This window comes from Marinobacter sp. LV10R510-11A (genome assembly GCF_900215155.1).
In the GTDB taxonomy this organism is placed as follows: Bacteria; Pseudomonadota; Gammaproteobacteria; order Pseudomonadales; family Oleiphilaceae; genus Marinobacter.
Genome location: NZ_LT907980.1, coordinates 649,921 through 666,934, shown reverse-complemented (window position 1 = coordinate 666,934; position 17,014 = coordinate 649,921). Strand labels below are relative to the sequence as shown.

18 protein-coding genes and 2 tRNA genes are annotated in these 17,014 nt (G+C 54.0%); 2 read left to right on the top strand and 18 right to left on the bottom strand.

The features are described from left to right. Positions 1–175 precede the first annotated feature (175 nt). Positions 176–1,600, top strand: a complete 1,425-nt coding sequence (locus CPH80_RS03250) for a M48 family metalloprotease (RefSeq protein ID WP_264754861.1) — start codon at positions 176–178, stop codon at positions 1,598–1,600. A 2-nt stretch (positions 1,601–1,602) separates the two neighbouring features. Here the strand turns inward: CPH80_RS03250 and nadA are convergent, their stop codons facing one another. The 14 genes from nadA to aspS form a co-directional block, all read right to left on the bottom strand. Next, a complete protein-coding gene (gene nadA, locus CPH80_RS03245) occupies positions 1,603–2,664 on the bottom strand; it encodes a quinolinate synthase NadA (protein ID WP_096275595.1) in 1,062 nt (353 codons plus the stop codon). A 184-nt stretch (positions 2,665–2,848) separates the two neighbouring features. After that, a tRNA-Lys gene (locus CPH80_RS03240) sits at positions 2,849–2,924 on the bottom strand. 73 nt (positions 2,925–2,997) lie between these two features. Beyond that, positions 2,998–3,073, bottom strand: a tRNA-Lys gene (locus CPH80_RS03235). An 85-nt stretch (positions 3,074–3,158) separates the two neighbouring features. Continuing rightward, positions 3,159–3,929, bottom strand: coding sequence for a tol-pal system protein YbgF (ybgF, locus tag CPH80_RS03230; RefSeq protein WP_096275594.1), 771 nt, complete (start codon positions 3,927–3,929; stop codon positions 3,159–3,161). Between the two features lie 27 nt (positions 3,930–3,956). After that, entirely contained in the window at positions 3,957–4,526 is a 570-nt protein-coding gene (gene pal / locus CPH80_RS22890; RefSeq protein ID WP_096275593.1) for a peptidoglycan-associated lipoprotein Pal, read from the bottom strand. Between the two features lie 68 nt (positions 4,527–4,594). Further along, entirely contained in the window at positions 4,595–5,848 is a 1,254-nt protein-coding gene (gene tolB, locus CPH80_RS03220) for a Tol-Pal system beta propeller repeat protein TolB (RefSeq protein ID WP_413772284.1), read from the bottom strand. A 73-nt stretch (positions 5,849–5,921) separates the two neighbouring features. After that, the gene (tolA, locus tag CPH80_RS03215; RefSeq protein ID WP_172898580.1) at positions 5,922–6,953 is read right to left on the bottom strand and encodes a cell envelope integrity protein TolA; all 1,032 of its coding nucleotides are present in this window, start codon (positions 6,951–6,953) and stop codon (positions 5,922–5,924) included. A gap of 22 nt (positions 6,954–6,975) precedes the next feature. Further along, positions 6,976–7,422 carry a protein TolR gene (gene tolR / locus CPH80_RS03210; RefSeq protein ID WP_096275591.1) on the bottom strand — a complete coding sequence of 149 codons (447 nt, stop codon included), beginning with the start codon at positions 7,420–7,422 and terminating at the stop codon, positions 6,976–6,978. Positions 7,423–7,468: 46 nt separating this feature from the next. Beyond that, positions 7,469–8,206 (bottom strand): protein TolQ, encoded by a 738-nt coding sequence (gene tolQ / locus CPH80_RS03205; protein ID WP_096275590.1) that lies wholly within the window; start codon positions 8,204–8,206, stop codon positions 7,469–7,471. A 3-nt stretch (positions 8,207–8,209) separates the two neighbouring features. Then, positions 8,210–8,671 (bottom strand): tol-pal system-associated acyl-CoA thioesterase, encoded by a 462-nt coding sequence (gene ybgC / locus CPH80_RS03200; protein WP_227520331.1) that lies wholly within the window; start codon positions 8,669–8,671, stop codon positions 8,210–8,212. Continuing rightward, the gene (gene ruvB, locus CPH80_RS03195) at positions 8,664–9,695 is read right to left on the bottom strand and encodes a Holliday junction branch migration DNA helicase RuvB (protein ID WP_096275588.1); all 1,032 of its coding nucleotides are present in this window, start codon (positions 9,693–9,695) and stop codon (positions 8,664–8,666) included. Before ruvB ends, ybgC begins: the two co-directional genes overlap by 8 nt. Before the next feature lie 139 nt (positions 9,696–9,834). Continuing rightward, positions 9,835–10,464 (bottom strand): Holliday junction branch migration protein RuvA, encoded by a 630-nt coding sequence (ruvA, locus tag CPH80_RS03190; RefSeq protein ID WP_096275587.1) that lies wholly within the window; start codon positions 10,462–10,464, stop codon positions 9,835–9,837. 30 nt (positions 10,465–10,494) lie between these two features. Beyond that, positions 10,495–11,022 carry a crossover junction endodeoxyribonuclease RuvC gene (gene ruvC, locus CPH80_RS03185; RefSeq protein WP_096275586.1) on the bottom strand — a complete coding sequence of 176 codons (528 nt, stop codon included), beginning with the start codon at positions 11,020–11,022 and terminating at the stop codon, positions 10,495–10,497. A 12-nt stretch (positions 11,023–11,034) separates the two neighbouring features. Beyond that, entirely contained in the window at positions 11,035–12,840 is a 1,806-nt protein-coding gene (aspS, locus tag CPH80_RS03180) for an aspartate--tRNA ligase (RefSeq protein ID WP_096275585.1), read from the bottom strand. Positions 12,841–13,042: 202 nt separating this feature from the next. Here aspS and fabR point away from each other — a divergent pair, with 202 nt between their 5' ends. Then, entirely contained in the window at positions 13,043–13,666 is a 624-nt protein-coding gene (fabR, locus tag CPH80_RS03175; protein WP_096275584.1) for an HTH-type transcriptional repressor FabR, read from the top strand. Here fabR and CPH80_RS03170 read toward each other — a convergent pair. From CPH80_RS03170 to tadA, 4 genes are read right to left on the bottom strand one after another with little or no spacing between them, the layout of a single operon-like run. Further along, a complete protein-coding gene (locus CPH80_RS03170; RefSeq protein WP_096275583.1) occupies positions 13,611–14,072 on the bottom strand; it encodes an HIT domain-containing protein in 462 nt (153 codons plus the stop codon). The two genes, fabR and CPH80_RS03170, sit on opposite strands and share 56 nt — an antisense overlap. 10 nt (positions 14,073–14,082) lie before the next feature. Beyond that, the gene (locus tag CPH80_RS03165; protein WP_096275582.1) at positions 14,083–15,423 is read right to left on the bottom strand and encodes a UDP-glucose dehydrogenase family protein; all 1,341 of its coding nucleotides are present in this window, start codon (positions 15,421–15,423) and stop codon (positions 14,083–14,085) included. A 39-nt stretch (positions 15,424–15,462) separates the two neighbouring features. Continuing rightward, the gene (galE, locus tag CPH80_RS03160; RefSeq protein ID WP_096275581.1) at positions 15,463–16,458 is read right to left on the bottom strand and encodes a UDP-glucose 4-epimerase GalE; all 996 of its coding nucleotides are present in this window, start codon (positions 16,456–16,458) and stop codon (positions 15,463–15,465) included. A gap of 6 nt (positions 16,459–16,464) precedes the next feature. Next, on the bottom strand, positions 16,465–16,968 hold the full coding sequence (gene tadA / locus CPH80_RS03155; protein ID WP_096275580.1) for a tRNA adenosine(34) deaminase TadA: 504 nt from the start codon (positions 16,966–16,968) through the stop codon (positions 16,465–16,467). Between the last annotated feature and the right edge of the window lie 46 nt (positions 16,969–17,014).

Sequence of the window (17,014 nt, the reverse complement as noted above, 5' to 3'; positions counted from 1 at the left end):
TGCCCCCAGTGATACTGTATTGCATCACAATACCTGTTAATCCGCAGATCAGGATTTTGTATCGGAACGTCAACCAAAATCTGCGGTTACAGGAACGGTTCGAATCAGGAGCACATAGCATTACATGATTAACGTTCTTACGGAGTTTGGCTGTTACCGGAAGCTGTCGATCGCCATGACTTTTGCGTTTGCTCTGGTTTCAAGCCCTGTGTCGACTGCGCAGGAAACCCGGCTGCCAAACATTGGAGGCACCGGGGGCGGCCTTATTTCGGGGCAACAGGAAAGTGATATAGGCCAGCAGGTTATGGTCTCGATCCGGCGATCTGCACCGCGCATAACGGATCCTCTGGTATACGATTATCTCAGCGCCATTATCTACCGACTGGTGCCCTCAGCCCCCCTGGACAATCGCAATCTCACCCTGGCACTGATTGATAGCCCCGCCATCAACGCTTTCGCGGTTCCCGGCGGTATTGTGGGTGTTAACGGGGGCCTGTTTCTTAACGCTGCTACGGAGCAGCAGTTCGCTTCCGTGCTCGCCCACGAGCTTGCCCACCTTAGCCAGCGGCACTTTGCCCGCCGGCTGGAACAACAGGAAACCAGTGCGCCCCTCACCATTGCCGGAATGATTGCTGGCATTGTGCTTTCTGCGGTTACGCAATCCGATATAGGCATAGCCGCCATCGCCGGCACACAGGCCCTAGCAATACAGAATATGCTGGCGTATAGCCGTTCGCACGAGCAGGAAGCCGACCGGGTGGGGCTAGATATTCTGGCGACCGCCGGATTAGATCCCCAGGGCATGCCTGAAATGTTCGAGATTATGATGCGGCAGAACCGGCTACAGGGAAACAACATGCCGGAGTACCTTTCAACGCACCCTCTGACGCAGAACCGGGTTGCCGATACCCGTAACCGTGCGGCGCAGTATCCTGAGAAGACGATTCGAGACGCCCAAGAATACCATCTGATGCGCAGCCGCCTGCAGGTGCACTATGCGGCTTCGCCTGAAATTGCCGTGGACACCTTCGAAAACTATCCGAACAAACCGGATGCCCAAAGCAACGAAGCGATCCGATACGGGCTGGCGGTCGCCTACTTGAGTAACAATCAGTTTGAAAAAGCGGCCGATACTATCAACGAGTTGCTGGCCAGCAACTCAGGGCGGATAACGTTCCAGGTAACACTGGCAGAGATTCGGATTCAGGAGAAAAAACTGGATGAGGCGCGATCGCTGCTAAAAGAGGCTCTTAGCCGAAACCCGGGCAACTACCCTATTACCTCAACCCTTGCAGATGTGGAAATTGCAGCCAGCAATGGCACACAGGCCGCTGAGTACCTCAAACAACTGACCCGCAGAATGCCCCAGCAGGAGTATCTGTGGTTACGTTTGGCAGAAGCCGAAGGCATGGCCAGAAACATCGTGGGTGTTCACCGCGCCAGGGCGGAATACGATGCACTAATGGGAGATTTGGAGTCGGCCCAAAGGCAGCTGAGGCAGGCTCAAGAGAAACTGCCAGCAGGCTCAGCCCAGCGGCAAGTGGTAAGCGAGCGGCTGAGTGAAATCACCAACCGCCTTCAAGCGAGCCGAAACAGCTGATTTCAGGCGTTACCAGCCACCTGAAGGTTCATCCCCGCGGTGAAATCCAGCATGCGCCTTAGAGGCCTTAGCGCGGCCTCTCGCGTTTGTGAATCCACAAACACTTCTTGGTCACCATTCTCTATCACATGAAGCAGGTTTTCTAAGCCGTTCATGGCCATCCACGGACACTGGGCACAACTGCGGCACGTAGCGCCGTTACCGGCTGTGGGTGCTTCAATAAGGGTTTTATTGGGCGCCAGCTGCTGCATTTTATAGAAAATGCCGTTATCCGTAGCGATAATAAACTGCTGGTTCGGCAAGGTTTGCACCGCGTGAATCAGCTGCGATGTTGAGCCAACCACGTCCGCCATTTCAACCACCGCGTCTGGAGATTCTGGGTGCACCAGAACCGCTGCATCTGGGTAAATGGCCTTAAGGTCTTCCAAACCGCGATGCTTAAACTCTTCGTGCACGATGCATGAACCATCCCATAGCAGCATGTCTGCGCCCGTGGTTTTCTGAACGTAATGGCCAAGATGCTTGTCTGGTGCCCAAAGAATTTTCTCTCCACGAGAATCCAGATCTTCTACGATTGCCTGAGCACAGCTAGACGTTACAACCCAGTCTGCACGGGCTTTTACTGCGGCCGACGTATTGGCATAAACCACAACAGTACGATCGCTGTTCTCATCGCAGAAAGCTTGAAACTCATCTGCTGGACACCCGACATCGAGAGAGCAGGTTGCTTCCAACGTGGGCATTAAAACACGCTTTTCAGGATTCAGTATTTTGGCGGTTTCACCCATGAAACGAACGCCGGCCACAACCACGGTCGTGGCGGGATGCTGATTCCCAAAACGGGCCATTTCGAGTGAGTCTGCCACACAGCCACCGCTTTCCTCAGCAAGGCGCTGGATATCTGGATCTGTGTAGTAGTGCGCCACGAGCACGGCGTCTTTTTCCTTGAGGGCAACCTTGATACGAGCTTCAAGCCGCGCCTTCTCATCAGCGCTGAGCGGCTTCGGCTCCGCTGCACGGGCCAAGTGTTCATGAACACGGATTCGGTCTTCAGCTTTAGTCATCTACAGCTACTCTCAGTTACTTTCTGCGCCTGAGTATATCATTACAAACACCCGTAGCACTGTACGGACTATACCGTGTTTCGCAACAGCCACTTTGGCCGCAGCCGTAGGTAAACCAATAAGTAAAAAAAAAGACTGCATCTCTGCAGCCTTTTAAGCTTTAACTTTTTTAAGTTTCAAAATATGGTGGGTCGTGATGGATTCGAACCATCGACCAATTGGTTAAAAGCCAACTGCTCTACCAGCTGAGCTAACGACCCAAAACTTGTGACCAGTGCCTGGAGACCCTGATCGATTCCGTGGCGGCTCAGAAACTGCCCCGGAATATCGATATGGTGGGTCGTGATGGATTCGAACCATCGACCAATTGGTTAAAAGCCAACTGCTCTACCAACTGAGCTAACGACCCAAGCGAGGCGCATATAGTAATGATTTTTCCCCGACGATCAACCCTTTCGCGCCATGTTTTTAAATATTTCTCTAATTACTGGTTCTCAGCCTTGGCTAGAGCCCAGAAATTTTTTGGCCAACCGGGCCGCTTCGCTTTCGGGATAGTCATTAACAACCTGCTCCATTTGGCGACGAGCCTCAGCTTTCTTGTCGAGCCGATCCAGCGTCACCCCCAGCTTGTAGACGGCGTCCGGCGCCTTGCGATGATCCCCATAACGGGTTGCCACAATAGAGAAAGCTTGGCGCGCCTGCTCAAGCTGAGGCTTTACAAGATACACCTCACCTAGCCAGTAATAGGCATTCACCGTTAAGTCCCCTTCTGGGTACTTATCGATAAACTCATAAAGCTGACTGATGGCTTGATCGTATTCTTTCTCGCTATGAATAAGATCCTGAATGGCTTTGTATGCTTTGCGCTCCTCGGCCTCGGGCTGTCGATACTCTCGCACTTCAGCCGTGCTCTTTTTGTTTCCAGCTGCGCCACCTGCAGCCTCGCCAGCCTGAGGCTGGGCCGACACTTTCTGTGAAAGATCGAGAATGCGCTGATCCAGATCTATGTATCTGTCTCTGCCTTGGCTCTGCAGTCGTTTTAAAAGGTGTCGTTGCTCTTCAGATTCACCCTGAAGCCGCCGCACCTCGCCCTGAAGCTGCTGGATCATGTAGAACAGCTCCGACGTGGCCTGACTAGTATTGGCCGTGCGCTCGGCCTCTGAGGCATTGCTCTTGTATGCGGACGTAGATGACTGCGCCAGCGTTATTTCCGCTTGCCCGAGGGCAAGCGGAAAAATCACTGCCGCCATGAGCTGTTTTCTCATGGGTTTAACCTGATGTTGTGTGTGCGTTTACTCGAATACCAGTTCCACACGACGGTTCTGTGCCCATGCGCTCTCTGAAGAGCCCATGACCGCTGGCTTCTCTTCACCATAGCTTACGGTTTCCATTTGGCCCCGTGAAGCACCATTCACAACCAGGAAGCTTTGAACAGCATTGGCACGACGCTCGCCTATGGCCAGGTTATATTCCTTGGAGCCACGCTCATCAGCGTGGCCTTCAAGGCGCACGTTCTGGCCAGGGTTGTTGGACAGATAGCGGGCGTGAGCCATCAGTCCGTCGCGAGCTTCAGGCTTGATTTCGGAGGTGTCAAAATCAAAATAGAATGTGGTGATTTCGCGCAGGGCTTGCTGTTCAGACTGCTGCTGAATCTCCATGCGCTCCTCTTCAGTCATGGAAGACGAAGAAACACCATCCTGATCGCCACCGCCATAAACGGTAGAGCCTTGATCCTGATCGATCGGCGCTACATCGGAGTCGTAGCCGCCTTCTTCCATGTTTTCACCGGTAGTGCTACAACCGGCGAAAAGGCCTGCGGAGAACAAAAGAGCAATTACTTTGGTTTGAGCTGACAACTTCATGGTTCATTCCTTTCCGTTGGTTGACTTAGATTTTTGCCTTATCAGATGAATGCTTTTGCAATCACCCACTACCGAACAATAGGTCCCCAAGCGGGGTCGCGGACGTCACCCTCCGAGGCGGGAAGGCTGTATGCAGCGCCACCGTCGGCGGAGATGACAGTCAGTACGCTTTCACCGCTGTGCTTGGTGGCATATATCAACATGCGGCCGTTCGGCGACACGCTGGGGGACTCATCGGATTCTGTACGAGTAAGAACTGTTTCCTCCTCGCTTTTAAGGTTGGTGCGTGCGATCAAGAACGCCCGATCTCGCTGGTGTACGTAATACACATAATCGCCTGTGTTGTCCGGGCGCGGGCGCGCATTGTAACGACTACCAAACGTGATGCGCCGTGGCTCAGCACCGGGCTTTGCCATGTAATAAATCTGTGGGCCACCAGAGCGGTCTGAGGTAAAGAACACGCCTTCATTGGAACTATCCCAGGCTGCCTCGGTATCAATCGCCCAATGGTCGGTCAGTTTTGTTACTTTCTGAGTCTGAAGATTCATCTGGTAGATCTCAGCGTTACCATCTTTCGATAACGTCATGAGAAGCGACTGGCCGTCTGCCGACCAGGACGGCGCTGAGTTGAGGCCCGGGAAGTCGGCCACTTTTGTGCGCTGCCCAGAACTGAGCTGATGGACAAAGATAACGGGCTTGCCAGTTTCAAACGAAACGTAAGCCAGCTTTTTGCCATCCGGTGACCATGCTGGCGACAGAATAGGCTCTTTGCTTTCAAGACGAACCCTGGCGCGCTTGCCGTCTATATCACTCACCTGCAACCGATAACGGGATGTTCCGTTTGCCCTATCGAGCGTTACGAACGCCAGCTTGGTAGAAAAAGCCCCGGGAACGCCGGTAATAGCCTCATATACTTTATCGCTGACATGGTGGGCCAGTGAGCGCATATTTGAGGCTGGCGCTGCGGCGGTTTCACCAAGGATTCGCTCTTCACGGTTAACATCAAACAACTCATAACGAACCTCCACCCGATCGCCGTTTCGGGTTTGTTCGCCTACCAGCACATATCGCTGGCCAAGCATGCGCCAGTCTCGAAAATATACGTCTGCACGCTTTGATGGCAGGCTCAGCATCTTCTCCGGAGATAGCGGACGAAACTCGCCACTCATAGCCAGGTCGGCCTGAACAATGCTGCTCAGCTTATCCCCTGCTGGCATGCTGCCACTTTCGGAAAACGGCACCACTGATAATGGGATAGCGGAATCGGCTCCTTCGGTAACACGGATCAGTAATTCGGCCTGGGCGCTGGTAGTTAGAAGCATCAGGGCAACCGCCACATAAAACGCCTTTGATAGCCTGAAAAAAACTTTCTGCATCATAGTGTTACCCGCTTCCTTATCTCAATCTGCGAGGATTGAATTCAATGGTAAACTGGCGGAAATAGGTTTCAAACGTGTCCCGCTCAGACGGCACCGGGTACCGGTTTAAAGACTTTACTGCGCCTAGCGCAGAGTTATCAAACGCCGTGTTTCCGCTGCTAGCCAGCAATTTTACGCCAGCCAGCTCACCGGTTGGCAGCAAGGTAATCTGCAACCGAGCGGTCATGTCTTCTGTCGCTGAAGAAGGCGGATACCAAGCCTGACTGAGGCGTTCACGGATCAACGCTTGATATTTTTGGCTCTCAGACAGCATTTGGGCTTCTCGAGCTTTGGCAGCGGCGGCCTGTTTTTTGCGTTGCGCCTCTTCTGCGCTGGCTTTGTTTGCTTGCTCGGCCTGAGCTTTCAGCTGCTGCTCTTGGAGCCTGCGCTCAGCCTCTAGACGCTTACGTTCTGCCTCCTTACGCGCCTGCTCTTCTTTTTTCTTGCGTTCGGCTTCTTCGCGCTCACGCTGTTCTTGCTGGCGCCGCTTTTCCTCTTCGGCCTTGCGCTTGGCTTCTTGCTGCCGCTGCTTTTCAGCTTCTGCCTTCTGGCGCTCCCGCTCTTTCGATTCAGCGTCTGCCTTCTGGCGTACCGCTTCTGCTTCACGTGCCTTTTGAACCTTACGCTCTTCGGCCTTGGCCTGCTCGCGCTCCTGCTCTTGAACTTTTCGCTTGGCGTCTTCGCGTTTTTTCTGCTCCGCAGCCTTGCGCGCCGCTTCTTCTTTTTGGCGTTTTTGCGCGTCCGCCTGCTTCTTTTTCTCCAGCTCCTTTTGCTCCTGCTCTCGGTCCGGTTGCTCTACCGGTTCAACAACCGGACTAGGCTCGGGCTTCTGCTGGGTAATAAGGCGAGCAGACACACTGTTGGGAGGCGGCTCATGAATGGGAGACGACCACGACCAACCCGCAAGGGCAACACCGACGATAAGAAGGTGCAACGCAACCGACAGCGCGACTGGTGACTTCCAAGCCGGCACTCCAGTACTGATAATGTCCCGTTCGTGGCCTATCACAACAATTCCGCCTGCCCTGATCTCACGTTTTGTCCGGGAGCGTATCGGTAATCAGACCAATGCTGGTTGCCCCCGCACCCTGAAGAGCTGCCATCAAACGCACCACCGTGCCGTAATCCACGTTTTCGTCACCGCGCACGAGAATGTCGCTGGATGTCCTTTGAGACAAGATTTTGGCTACCTGCTCACGAACCTCCGCAAGAGACATAGGGTCGCTGCCCTTATCACCAACCTCAACGTAATAGGCGCCGTTGGAATCGACAGACACGACGATGGATTCCACGTTTTTGTCTGCCTGAATCGGGTCAGATGAGGTCTCCGGCAGATCCACTTTCACGCCCTGAATGAGCATAGGCGCCGTGACCATGAAAATAATCAACAGCACCAGCATTACATCGATATACGGAACGACGTTAATTTCTGCCATCGGCTTACGCCGATTTTCGGGCATCATCCCCATGCCTTTCATAGCACTGTACTCCGGCTGTTAAAGGTAAGCGTCATGGCTATCGTCACTACTCTGCACCCTTATCGGCACTGGTATTGGCGCTGTTATTGGCGCTGCTATTAGCGCTGCTATTAGCGCTATGAACCCGACGATGGAGAATGCTGGAAAATTCTTCCGCGAAGGTTTCAAAATTCTTCAAAAGCGCATCCGACTTGGTAGAGAACCGGTTGTAGGCAATAACCGCCGGAATCGCGGCAAACAGGCCCATGGCGGTCGCAATCAGCGCCTCTGAAATGCCTGGTGCCACCGTGGCCAGCGTAGCCTGCTGAACCTGAGCCAAGCCGCGAAACGAATTCATAATGCCCCACACGGTACCGAACAGACCGACATACGGGCTTGTGGAGCCCACCGTGGCAAGGAACGACAGATGGGCTTCAAAGCGCTCCTGTTCACGGGAAAATGCGACTCGCATGGCTCGCTGGGTTCCTTCCATGACAGCATCTGCGTCATGGCTTTGCTGGCGCAGCCGGGAAAACTCTTTAAAGCCGGCACGAAATAACGTTTCCATCCCAGAGAAGGGTGTCGGCTCAGCGCTCACTTCGCGATAGAGCTGCCCCAGATCCATGCCGGACCAAAAGCGCTCTTCAAACGCGAGCTGCGCCTGCCGGGCTTTGCGAAACACCTGAAAGCGCTGAAAAATAAACGCCCAAGACATTATCGATGCGGCGGCAAGTAGCAACATAACCAATTGCACCAACACACCGGCATTTGAAATCAGACTCCATACTGACAGTTCCGAATCCACCGCTTACTCCTGGCCTATTTCGTGTTTTGTTTCAGGGTGCTGCTTGTACTGTTCGAGCAGCGCTCGCATGTTTTCTGGTAAACGCCTTGGACGCCCGCTATCGAGGGCTATACAGGCAACTCGTACATCTGCTTCACATAACTGCTTTTTATCTCGCACCCGGACAACCCGTTGCCGAAACTCCATCCAAACCCGACCAAATGCCACCGGCTCTGCGGTTACGGTGAGCTCGTCATCGAGCACGGCCGGCGCAGCATAGTGAATCGACAGGCGCTGCACGACATAACTTATGTTTTCGGCCATTCCTGCCCGAAGCCCTACCCCGCAACTACGCACCCACTCTGTGCGGGCGCGCTCCATGTAATGCAGATAGCGCGCATGAAAAACAATGCCGCCTGCATCTGTGTCTTCAATGTATACCCGGACTGGCCATGTGAACGTTGCCGGGGCTTGACCGTCACTCAAAGGGGCCTCCTGCAGAATCCGAACTCTCCTTCACAATACCGAAATGCTGATACGCATGAGAGGTCACCATACGACCACGGGGCGTACGCATGATATAGCCCTGTTGAATCAGAAAAGGCTCAATCACATCCTCAATCGTACCCCGCTCTTCACTGATCGCCGCGGCAAGGCTTTCAACGCCTACTGGCCCACCATCAAACTTTTCAATCATCGCTAGCAGCAACCGCCGATCCATATGATCGAAACCTTGCCCATCCACTTTCAGCATGTTCAGTGCTTGGTCTGCAATTGCTGCGTTTATATAGCCATCTGCCCGCACTTCTGCGTAATCCCTCACCCGACGTAACAGCCGGTTCGCTATTCGGGGCGTTCCCCGAGAACGACGCGCTATCTCGTAGGCGCCTTCTTCATCAAGATCAACGCCTGACAAGCGCGCGGAACGCATAATAATGTGCGTAAGATCCGCGGTGTTATAAAACTCCAGGCGCTGCACAATGCCGAAACGATCCCGCAGGGGCGATGTAAGCAGACCAGCCCTGGTGGTTGCGCCTACCAAGGTGAACGGTGGCAGGTCCAGCTTGATCGAGCGTGCTGCTGGCCCCTCGCCGATCATGATATCCAGCTGATAGTCTTCCATCGCCGGATACAATATCTCTTCCACTACAGCACTAAGACGATGAATCTCATCAATAAAGAGGATATCTCCGTCCTCAAGGTTGGTAAGCATTGCTGCCAAATCCCCGGCTTTTTCAAGCACTGGCCCGGAGGTGGTTTTTATGGCCACCCCCATTTCATTGGCAATAATGTTCGCAAGCGTGGTTTTACCCAGCCCTGGCGGCCCAAAAATCAGCACATGATCCAGTGCTTCTCGGCGACCACGAGCCGCAGACATAAAGATGTCCATCTGTTCCCGTACGACGGGCTGCCCCACATACTGCGAAAGCAACGTGGGCCGGATAGCTCGATCCTGCACCTCTTCGTTGTCACCGGTCCGGGCTGAGATCAGTCTGTCGGACTCAATCATTTACTCATCCGCTTATCGGGAATCAATAGACTGCCACTTGAAACCAAAAGTGACCCAATTGTACAAACAGCCCTGTGCGTGTCACGTTACGCTCTCTACAGGTTTGGCGCTATACAGGCGACACATTAACATCACGTCATCAAGCAGGGATCATATTGCGCAGGGCCAGACGAATCAGGGCCTCGCTGGACATGCCCTCTTCCGCAACTCTGGTAATGGCCCGCGCGGCCTCTTGGGGCTTATACCCAAGAGCGATCAGCGCTGCCTCTGCTTCGTCAACGGGCTTGTGTGAGTTAGCTGAAGACTGGGAAGTGTCTGTTGCGGAACCCTCTGTGCGCGTAGACGCAGGTATAAACTGCCCTTCAAGCTGCTTGATACGGTCTGTCATCTCGATTAACAGGCGCTCAGCGGTTTTCTTGCCAACGCCCGGAAGCTTAACCAGTGAGTTGATATCCCGCCCTTCAATACAGTGAATAAACTGCTGTGCATCCAAGCCAGATAAAATGCCGGTGGCCATTTTTGGACCCACGCCGTTAACCTTAATCAGCAACCGGAATAGGTCACGATCGAGCCGTGACGCAAATCCAAAGAGACTTTGGGCGTCTTCGCGGACCGCAAAATGTGTATGAAGGGTAACTTCCTGCCCGGCTTCTGGCAGGTGAAAGAAGGTGGTGTAAGGGATATCAACTTCATAACCCAGGCCGCTGCACTCAACCAGTGCCTGGCCGGGTGACTTTTCGATCAAAATACCTCGGATACGACCTATCAAGGAAAGCCTCCTGCCGCTCCGCAGAGCAGCTTATTGTTGTCGCACGCGCCCACTACGCGCTTTGCCCGCAGCGCCTGCTACTCTCACAATACTTTGATTCATGTGTGCGTGGCACAGGGCGATTGCCAGGGCATCGGCTGCATCTTCTTGGGGTTTGCGGGAGAGTGACAGCAACACCTGAACCATGTGCTGTACTTGGGATTTGTCGGCACCGCCAGTGCCTACCACAGCCTGCTTAACCTGTCGTGCGGAGTACTCATGAACGGCCAGCCCACTAGTGGCGGCGCCCACTATAGCTGCGCCACGGGCCTGCCCAAGCTTGAGTGCGGAATCTGGGTTACGGGCCATGAACACCTGCTCAATGGCAAATTCCTCTGGCCGGTATTCACCGATCAAACTCACCAGGCTCTGAAAAATTATTTTCAGCCGCTCCGGCATGGGCTTCTCACCCATGCGGATACAGCCGCTGTCGATATATTCTATGTGCCGGCCCTCGACGCGGATAATCCCGTAACCGGTGATCCTTGAGCCGGGGTCGACACCCAGAATAGTCGTCACATCAGTGCCTGCTTACGTTTCTTCGGTTTCAGAAGCCTGATCGTCAGCCGCTTTTGCCGGCTTTTTGCGTAGGCGAATGTTCAGCTCACGCAATTGCTTCTCATCCACTTCACCCGGTGCTTGAGTCATCAAGCAGGTTGCACTCTGGGTTTTCGGGAAGGCAATTACGTCACGGATAGAGCTGGATCCGGTGAGCAACATGATCAGACGATCCAAGCCCAAGGCCAAACCGCCATGGGGCGGGCACCCGTACTTGAGGGCATCAAGTAGGAACCCGAACTTAGCGCGGGACTCTTCTTCGCTAATGCCCAGAATGCGGAACACTTCCTGCTGCATCTGACCACTGTGTATACGAATAGAACCGCCACCCAACTCGGTACCGTTCAGAACCATATCGTAGGCACGGGACAAAGCCGTTGCCGGGTTCGCCGCTAATTCTTCCGGGCTGCAACTCGGCGCCGTGAACGGGTGGTGAATAGCCGTAAACCCGCCATCTGGCAACTCTTCGAACATCGGGAAGTCCACAACCCACATGGGTGCCCATGCAGCGGTGAGCATGTCTAAATCATGGCCAACGCGAACCCGCAGCGCGCCCAGAGCTTCATTTACAACCGTGGTTTTGTCGGCGCCAAAGAACACGATGTCGCCGTCCTCAGCTCCCGTGCGCTCGATAATGGCCATGGCAACATCATCACCAAGGAACTTAACGATTGGCGACTGCAGGCCTTCCACGCCCTTGGCCAGATCATTCACCTTGATGTACGCCAAGCCTTTGGCACCGTAGATACCGACAAACTTGGTGTACTCATCAATCTGCTTGCGGCTCAGCTTACCACCTTTGGGTACACGCAGAGCTGCTACACGACCCTGAGGGTCATTTGCCGGGCCCGCAAATACTTTGAAATCGACGCCGGCGACCAGATCACCCACATCTTGAAGCTCCAGCGGAATACGCAAATCTGGCTTATCACTGCCAAATCGATCCATGGCTTCGGAATGAGGCATGCGCGGGAATGCCGGCAGTTCCACTTGCATAACGTCTTTGAACAGAGCACGAATCATGTCCTCGTTCAGGTTCATCAACGTTTCTTCGTCAACGAAGGATGCTTCGATATCCACCTGGGTGAACTCAGGCTGACGATCTGCACGCAGGTCTTCATCTCGGAAGCACTTGGCGATTTGGTAATAGCGATCTACGCCAGACACCATCAACATTTGCTTGAACAGCTGAGGCGACTGCGGAAGCGCGAAAAACGAGCCTTCGTGAGTACGGCTCGGCACCAGATAGTCACGGGCACCTTCGGGCGTGGCACGGGTTAGGATGGGTGTTTCCACATCCATAAAGCCGTTGCTGTCGAGGTAGTTGCGGATGTAGCTGGTTACCCGCGAACGAAAGCGTAGGCGGTTCAGCATCTCTGGGCGACGCAAATCGATGAAGCGATAGCGCAGGCGAACGTCCTCACCTACATCTACATGCTCATCCAGCGGGAACGGAGGCGTGGCTGCGGCGTTCAGAATGGTGACTTCCTTGCCGAGCATTTCAACCTGGCCCGTGGGCATGTTGCTGTTCTCGGTGCCTGCCGGACGACGACGCACTAAGCCTGTGATCTTAACCACATACTCGCTGCGCACTTTTTCGGCAAGTGCAAAGCTTTCGGGGGTATCTGGGTCTACTACAACCTGGGATATGCCATCCCGATCTCGCAGATCCAAGAAGATAACCCCACCATGGTCACGGCGGCGGTGTACCCATCCGCAAAGTGTAACTTCCTGATCGATGTGAGATTCGTTGATCCCACCGCAATAATGACTGCGCATACCGGTTCCCGTTGTATCTGATGTTTACGTAATTGTCTGAAAAGCAGGCGGCTTATTATAAACATAATGGCGGTGAAAATCAGGCTTGTTTACCCCCCCGGGCAAGGGCTGAGGATAATCTGGCTCCGACAACCCATGGTGGTTCCCTCTCAGGGAGCAGACCGCTAGACTACTGCGCTCATGTGTTATTGGAGCCACTACCTTGTCAACCAGAGCCGAGCAGAAACTTCTCACCCGGCGTTCCCTGATGGACTCTGCCCTCGCCCAATTGAGCTCGGACCGCGGGTTTGGGAGCCTGAGCCTGCGGGAAGTGGCACGGGAGGCCGGAATTGCGCCAACGTCGTTCTATCGCCACTTCGCAGATCTTGATGAGTTGGGGCTGGTATTGGTCGATGAAGGCGGCGTGGCTTTGCGACAGCTTATGCGCCAGGCGCGCAAGCGGATTGCCCGGGATGGCAGCGCTATTTCTACCTCTGTAGAAACCTTTATGGAGTATCTTGGCGACAACGCCAACCTGTTCCGGCTAATGCTGCGGGAGCGCACCGGTGGCTCCAAGCCGTTCCGGACTGCCATTAAAGCCGAGATTGATCATTTCGTAGCAGAGCTTGCGGACGATCTGCGGCGTTTGGCGGAAGAACAGCGCAAGCCTCTTTCTGATGCGCGGCTGGTTGCTGAGGCAATGGTTACTCTGGTGTTCAACCAAGGCGCGGATGCGCTGGATGCCACGCCTAAAGAGCGGGAAGAGCTGAAAATAAAGTTGAAAACCGAGCTCAGGATGATTCTGATCGGCTCGCAACGTCTAGCCAAGCATGAGGCAACCCGGTAGCCAGAGACCGCTTAACCTCCTCGAGACGGCTTTTATCATAAGGCACCGGCGGTTGCTTTCCCCACACTGGGCCGGGCCAGGCCGGATCACCTTCAAATCGGACAATATGATGCAAGTGCAGCTGGGGCACCATGTTGCCGAGTGCAGCCACATTCATCTTATCGCCGCCGAATGCTTCCATCATGCCACGACTGAGCGCTGAGGATTCCTGTATCAACAGGTGTTGCTGGGCTGCACTTAACTCGTAAATTTCGCGAATGCCGGCAAGAGCCGGCACCAGCAATACCCAGGGCCAGGTTTGGTCATTCATCAACCGGATTTCACATAAACCGCTATGACCGAGGCTGATGGTATCTGCCGCCAGCCGTTCGTGAAGTCGGTAATTCTGATCTTGGCTCTGAGTCATCGTTATACCCTCACAAATGAAACTGGTTACGGCCACGACCAATGGCGTAATAGATCAGGCCGTGACGCTCCAGCATTTCCGGCTCGTAAAGGTTACGGCCATCAAACACAACCGGCTCACGCAACGCCGAGGCAATCGTTGCAAAATCCGGTGAACGGAACTCTTTCCACTCGGTACAGATGGTCAACACATCGGCACCCCGCAAAGCCTGCTCCTTTGTTCCGCACAGTGATAAGCCTTCATGGTCACCATAAATACGCTGGGTTTCTTCCATCGCCTCTGGATCAAACGCCTGCACTTTAGCGCCAGCTTTCCAGAGATTTTCCATCAGAGTACGAGCTGAGGCTTCGCGCATGTCGTCTGTGTTTGGCTTGAACGCCAACCCCCAAATCGCCACCACTTTACCCTTCAGCTCACCACCGAAATAGTGGCTGATCTTGTCGAAAAGCACGTGCTTCTGAGCGTAGTTAACTGCCTCTACGGCATTGAGCAAACGCGCGTCATAGCCGCAGTCGCTCGCCGTGCGCGCCAACGCTTGCACATCTTTGGGGAAGCACGAACCACCGTAGCCGCAACCAGGATAAATAAAGTGATAACCGATGCGCGGGTCGGAGCCTATGCCGCGACGAACCGCTTCGATATCCGCACCCAAGCGCTCTGCCAGGTTCGCAATTTCGTTCATGAAGCTGATCTTGGTGGCCAATAAAGAGTTGGCTGCGTACTTGGTTAGCTCCGCAGACCGGATATCCATGAAAATCATGCGGTCATGACTGCGGTTAAACGGGTAGTACACTTCGCGCAGTACATCTGAAGCTCTAGCGCTATCCGTGCCAATAATGATGCGGTCCGGCTTCATGAAATCGTTGATCGCCGCGCCTTCTTTCAGGAATTCCGGGTTGGAAACCACATCAAATTCAAGCTCCAGGCCACGATGATCAAGCTGCGCACGAACCGCAGCCTTTACTTTATCGCCAGTGCCGACTGGCACGGTGGACTTGTCTACAATCACCTTGTAGTCGTCCATGTACTGCCCGATAGACTTGGCTACCGCCGTTACATACTGCAGATCTGCCGAACCGTCTTCGTCCGGTGGCGTACCAACCGCGATAAACTGAAGCGTGCCGTGCTGAACGGCTTCCTCTGCATCGGTTGTGAACGCAAGGCGCCCTGCTTCCACTGTGTGCTTTACAATATTTTCGAGCCCAGGCTCAAAAATGGGGATCTGGCCGTTCTTCAGCTTGTCGATCTTTGCTTGATCAACATCCATGCAGAGTACGTTATGGCCAACATCGGCCAAGCAGGCTCCAGTCACAAGCCCTACATAACCGGTACCAAAAATCGTAATGTTCATCCGTTAAATCCCGACATTTTAAATGTTAAAAACAGGTTCTTACTGGCTAGCCGCAGCTTTCTTCTTCTGCCAGATTGCTTCCCAGGCCAGAGCAGTGCCAACAATCGTTTCCAGATCATCATAGGCAGGCTTCCAGCCCAGGGTTTTTTTGATCAATGAATTGTCTGCCATCAGTGCGTCTGGGTCACCAGCTCGACGGCCCGCTTTCTCTACGGGGAAATCGACACCAGATTGTCTGTGCACCACATCAATAACTTCTTGCACCGTGAACCCGCGGCCATAACCGCAGTTCATCACTTTTGACTCCCCGCCCCCGGCCATATAATCCAGAGCCATAACATGGGCACTGGCGAGATCTTCTACGTGAATATAATCACGCACACAGGTGCCATCACGGGTGTCGTAATCGGTGCCAAATACGCTCATTCCTTCGCGCTGACCGGTTACACACTCACAGGCAACCTTAATCAAATGAGTCGCTTCCGGCGTTGCCTGGCCGAGCAGCCCATCAGGATTGGCGCCTGCCACGTTAAAGTAGCGCAACACCACGTAATTCAGACTGGAAGCGGCTGCAAGATCGATAATCATCCGCTCGCTCATCATCTTGGATGCGCCGTAAGGATTGATCGGGGCAAGCGGGAGATCTTCCGTAAGAACCGTCTGCTCGGGCATGCCATAAACTGCAGCGGTTGAAGAAAACACCATATACGGCGCTTTGTGCTTATCGACGGCTTTGAGCAGGTTCAGGGTATTGCGAGTGTTATTGCTGTAATACTTGAGCGGGTTGGTAACGGACTCCGGAACCACAATATTGGCTGCAAAATGCAGAACCGCTTCAAACTCGTGCTCTGAAAAGACCTGATCGATCTCGGCCTCATTCGCCAGATCACCCACCACCAACTCACCGGCGGTAACGGCCCAGCGGTAACCCGTCGAAAGATTATCAAAAACAACGATGTCGTGACCGGCTTCTGCCAGTTGTCGCACCACATGGCTGCCAATGTATCCGGCCCCGCCGGTTACCAATACTTTCATTCAGACTTACTCCTTCCATGAATCCTGTTTGCGCCGCTGCCGGATTTCGGCCCGCCGGCGGCTGAAAAAGTCACTGATCATCCGGCTGCAATCATCCACCAGAATGCCACCCACCGCCTCTACTTGCCAGTTCAGGTTGGGTTCATCCAGAGTTCGGCGTGCAGATTCTATCGCACCCGCTTTGGGTTCGCAGGCGCCGTAAACAAGCCGGCTAATGCGGCCATGAACAATGGCACCCACACACATGGTGCAGGGTTCCAACGTAACGTAGAGGGTTGCTCCGGTCAGCCGGTAATTCTCAGCTCTCGCTGCCGCATCACGCAATGCACATATCTCAGCGTGAGCAGTAGGATCACACCCGGTAATAGGTGTGTTATACCCAGCGCCCAGCTCTTCACCATTGCGAACAATAACCGCACCTACAGGAACTTCACCTAATAAAGCGCCCTTGGCCGCCAACTCCAGCGCACGCGCCATCCAGTATTCGTCGTTTTTCTCTGATTCGGGCATGGCGGCGGCTCTGCTAGCAGATTTCACGTGCGGATAGCCTATGCGC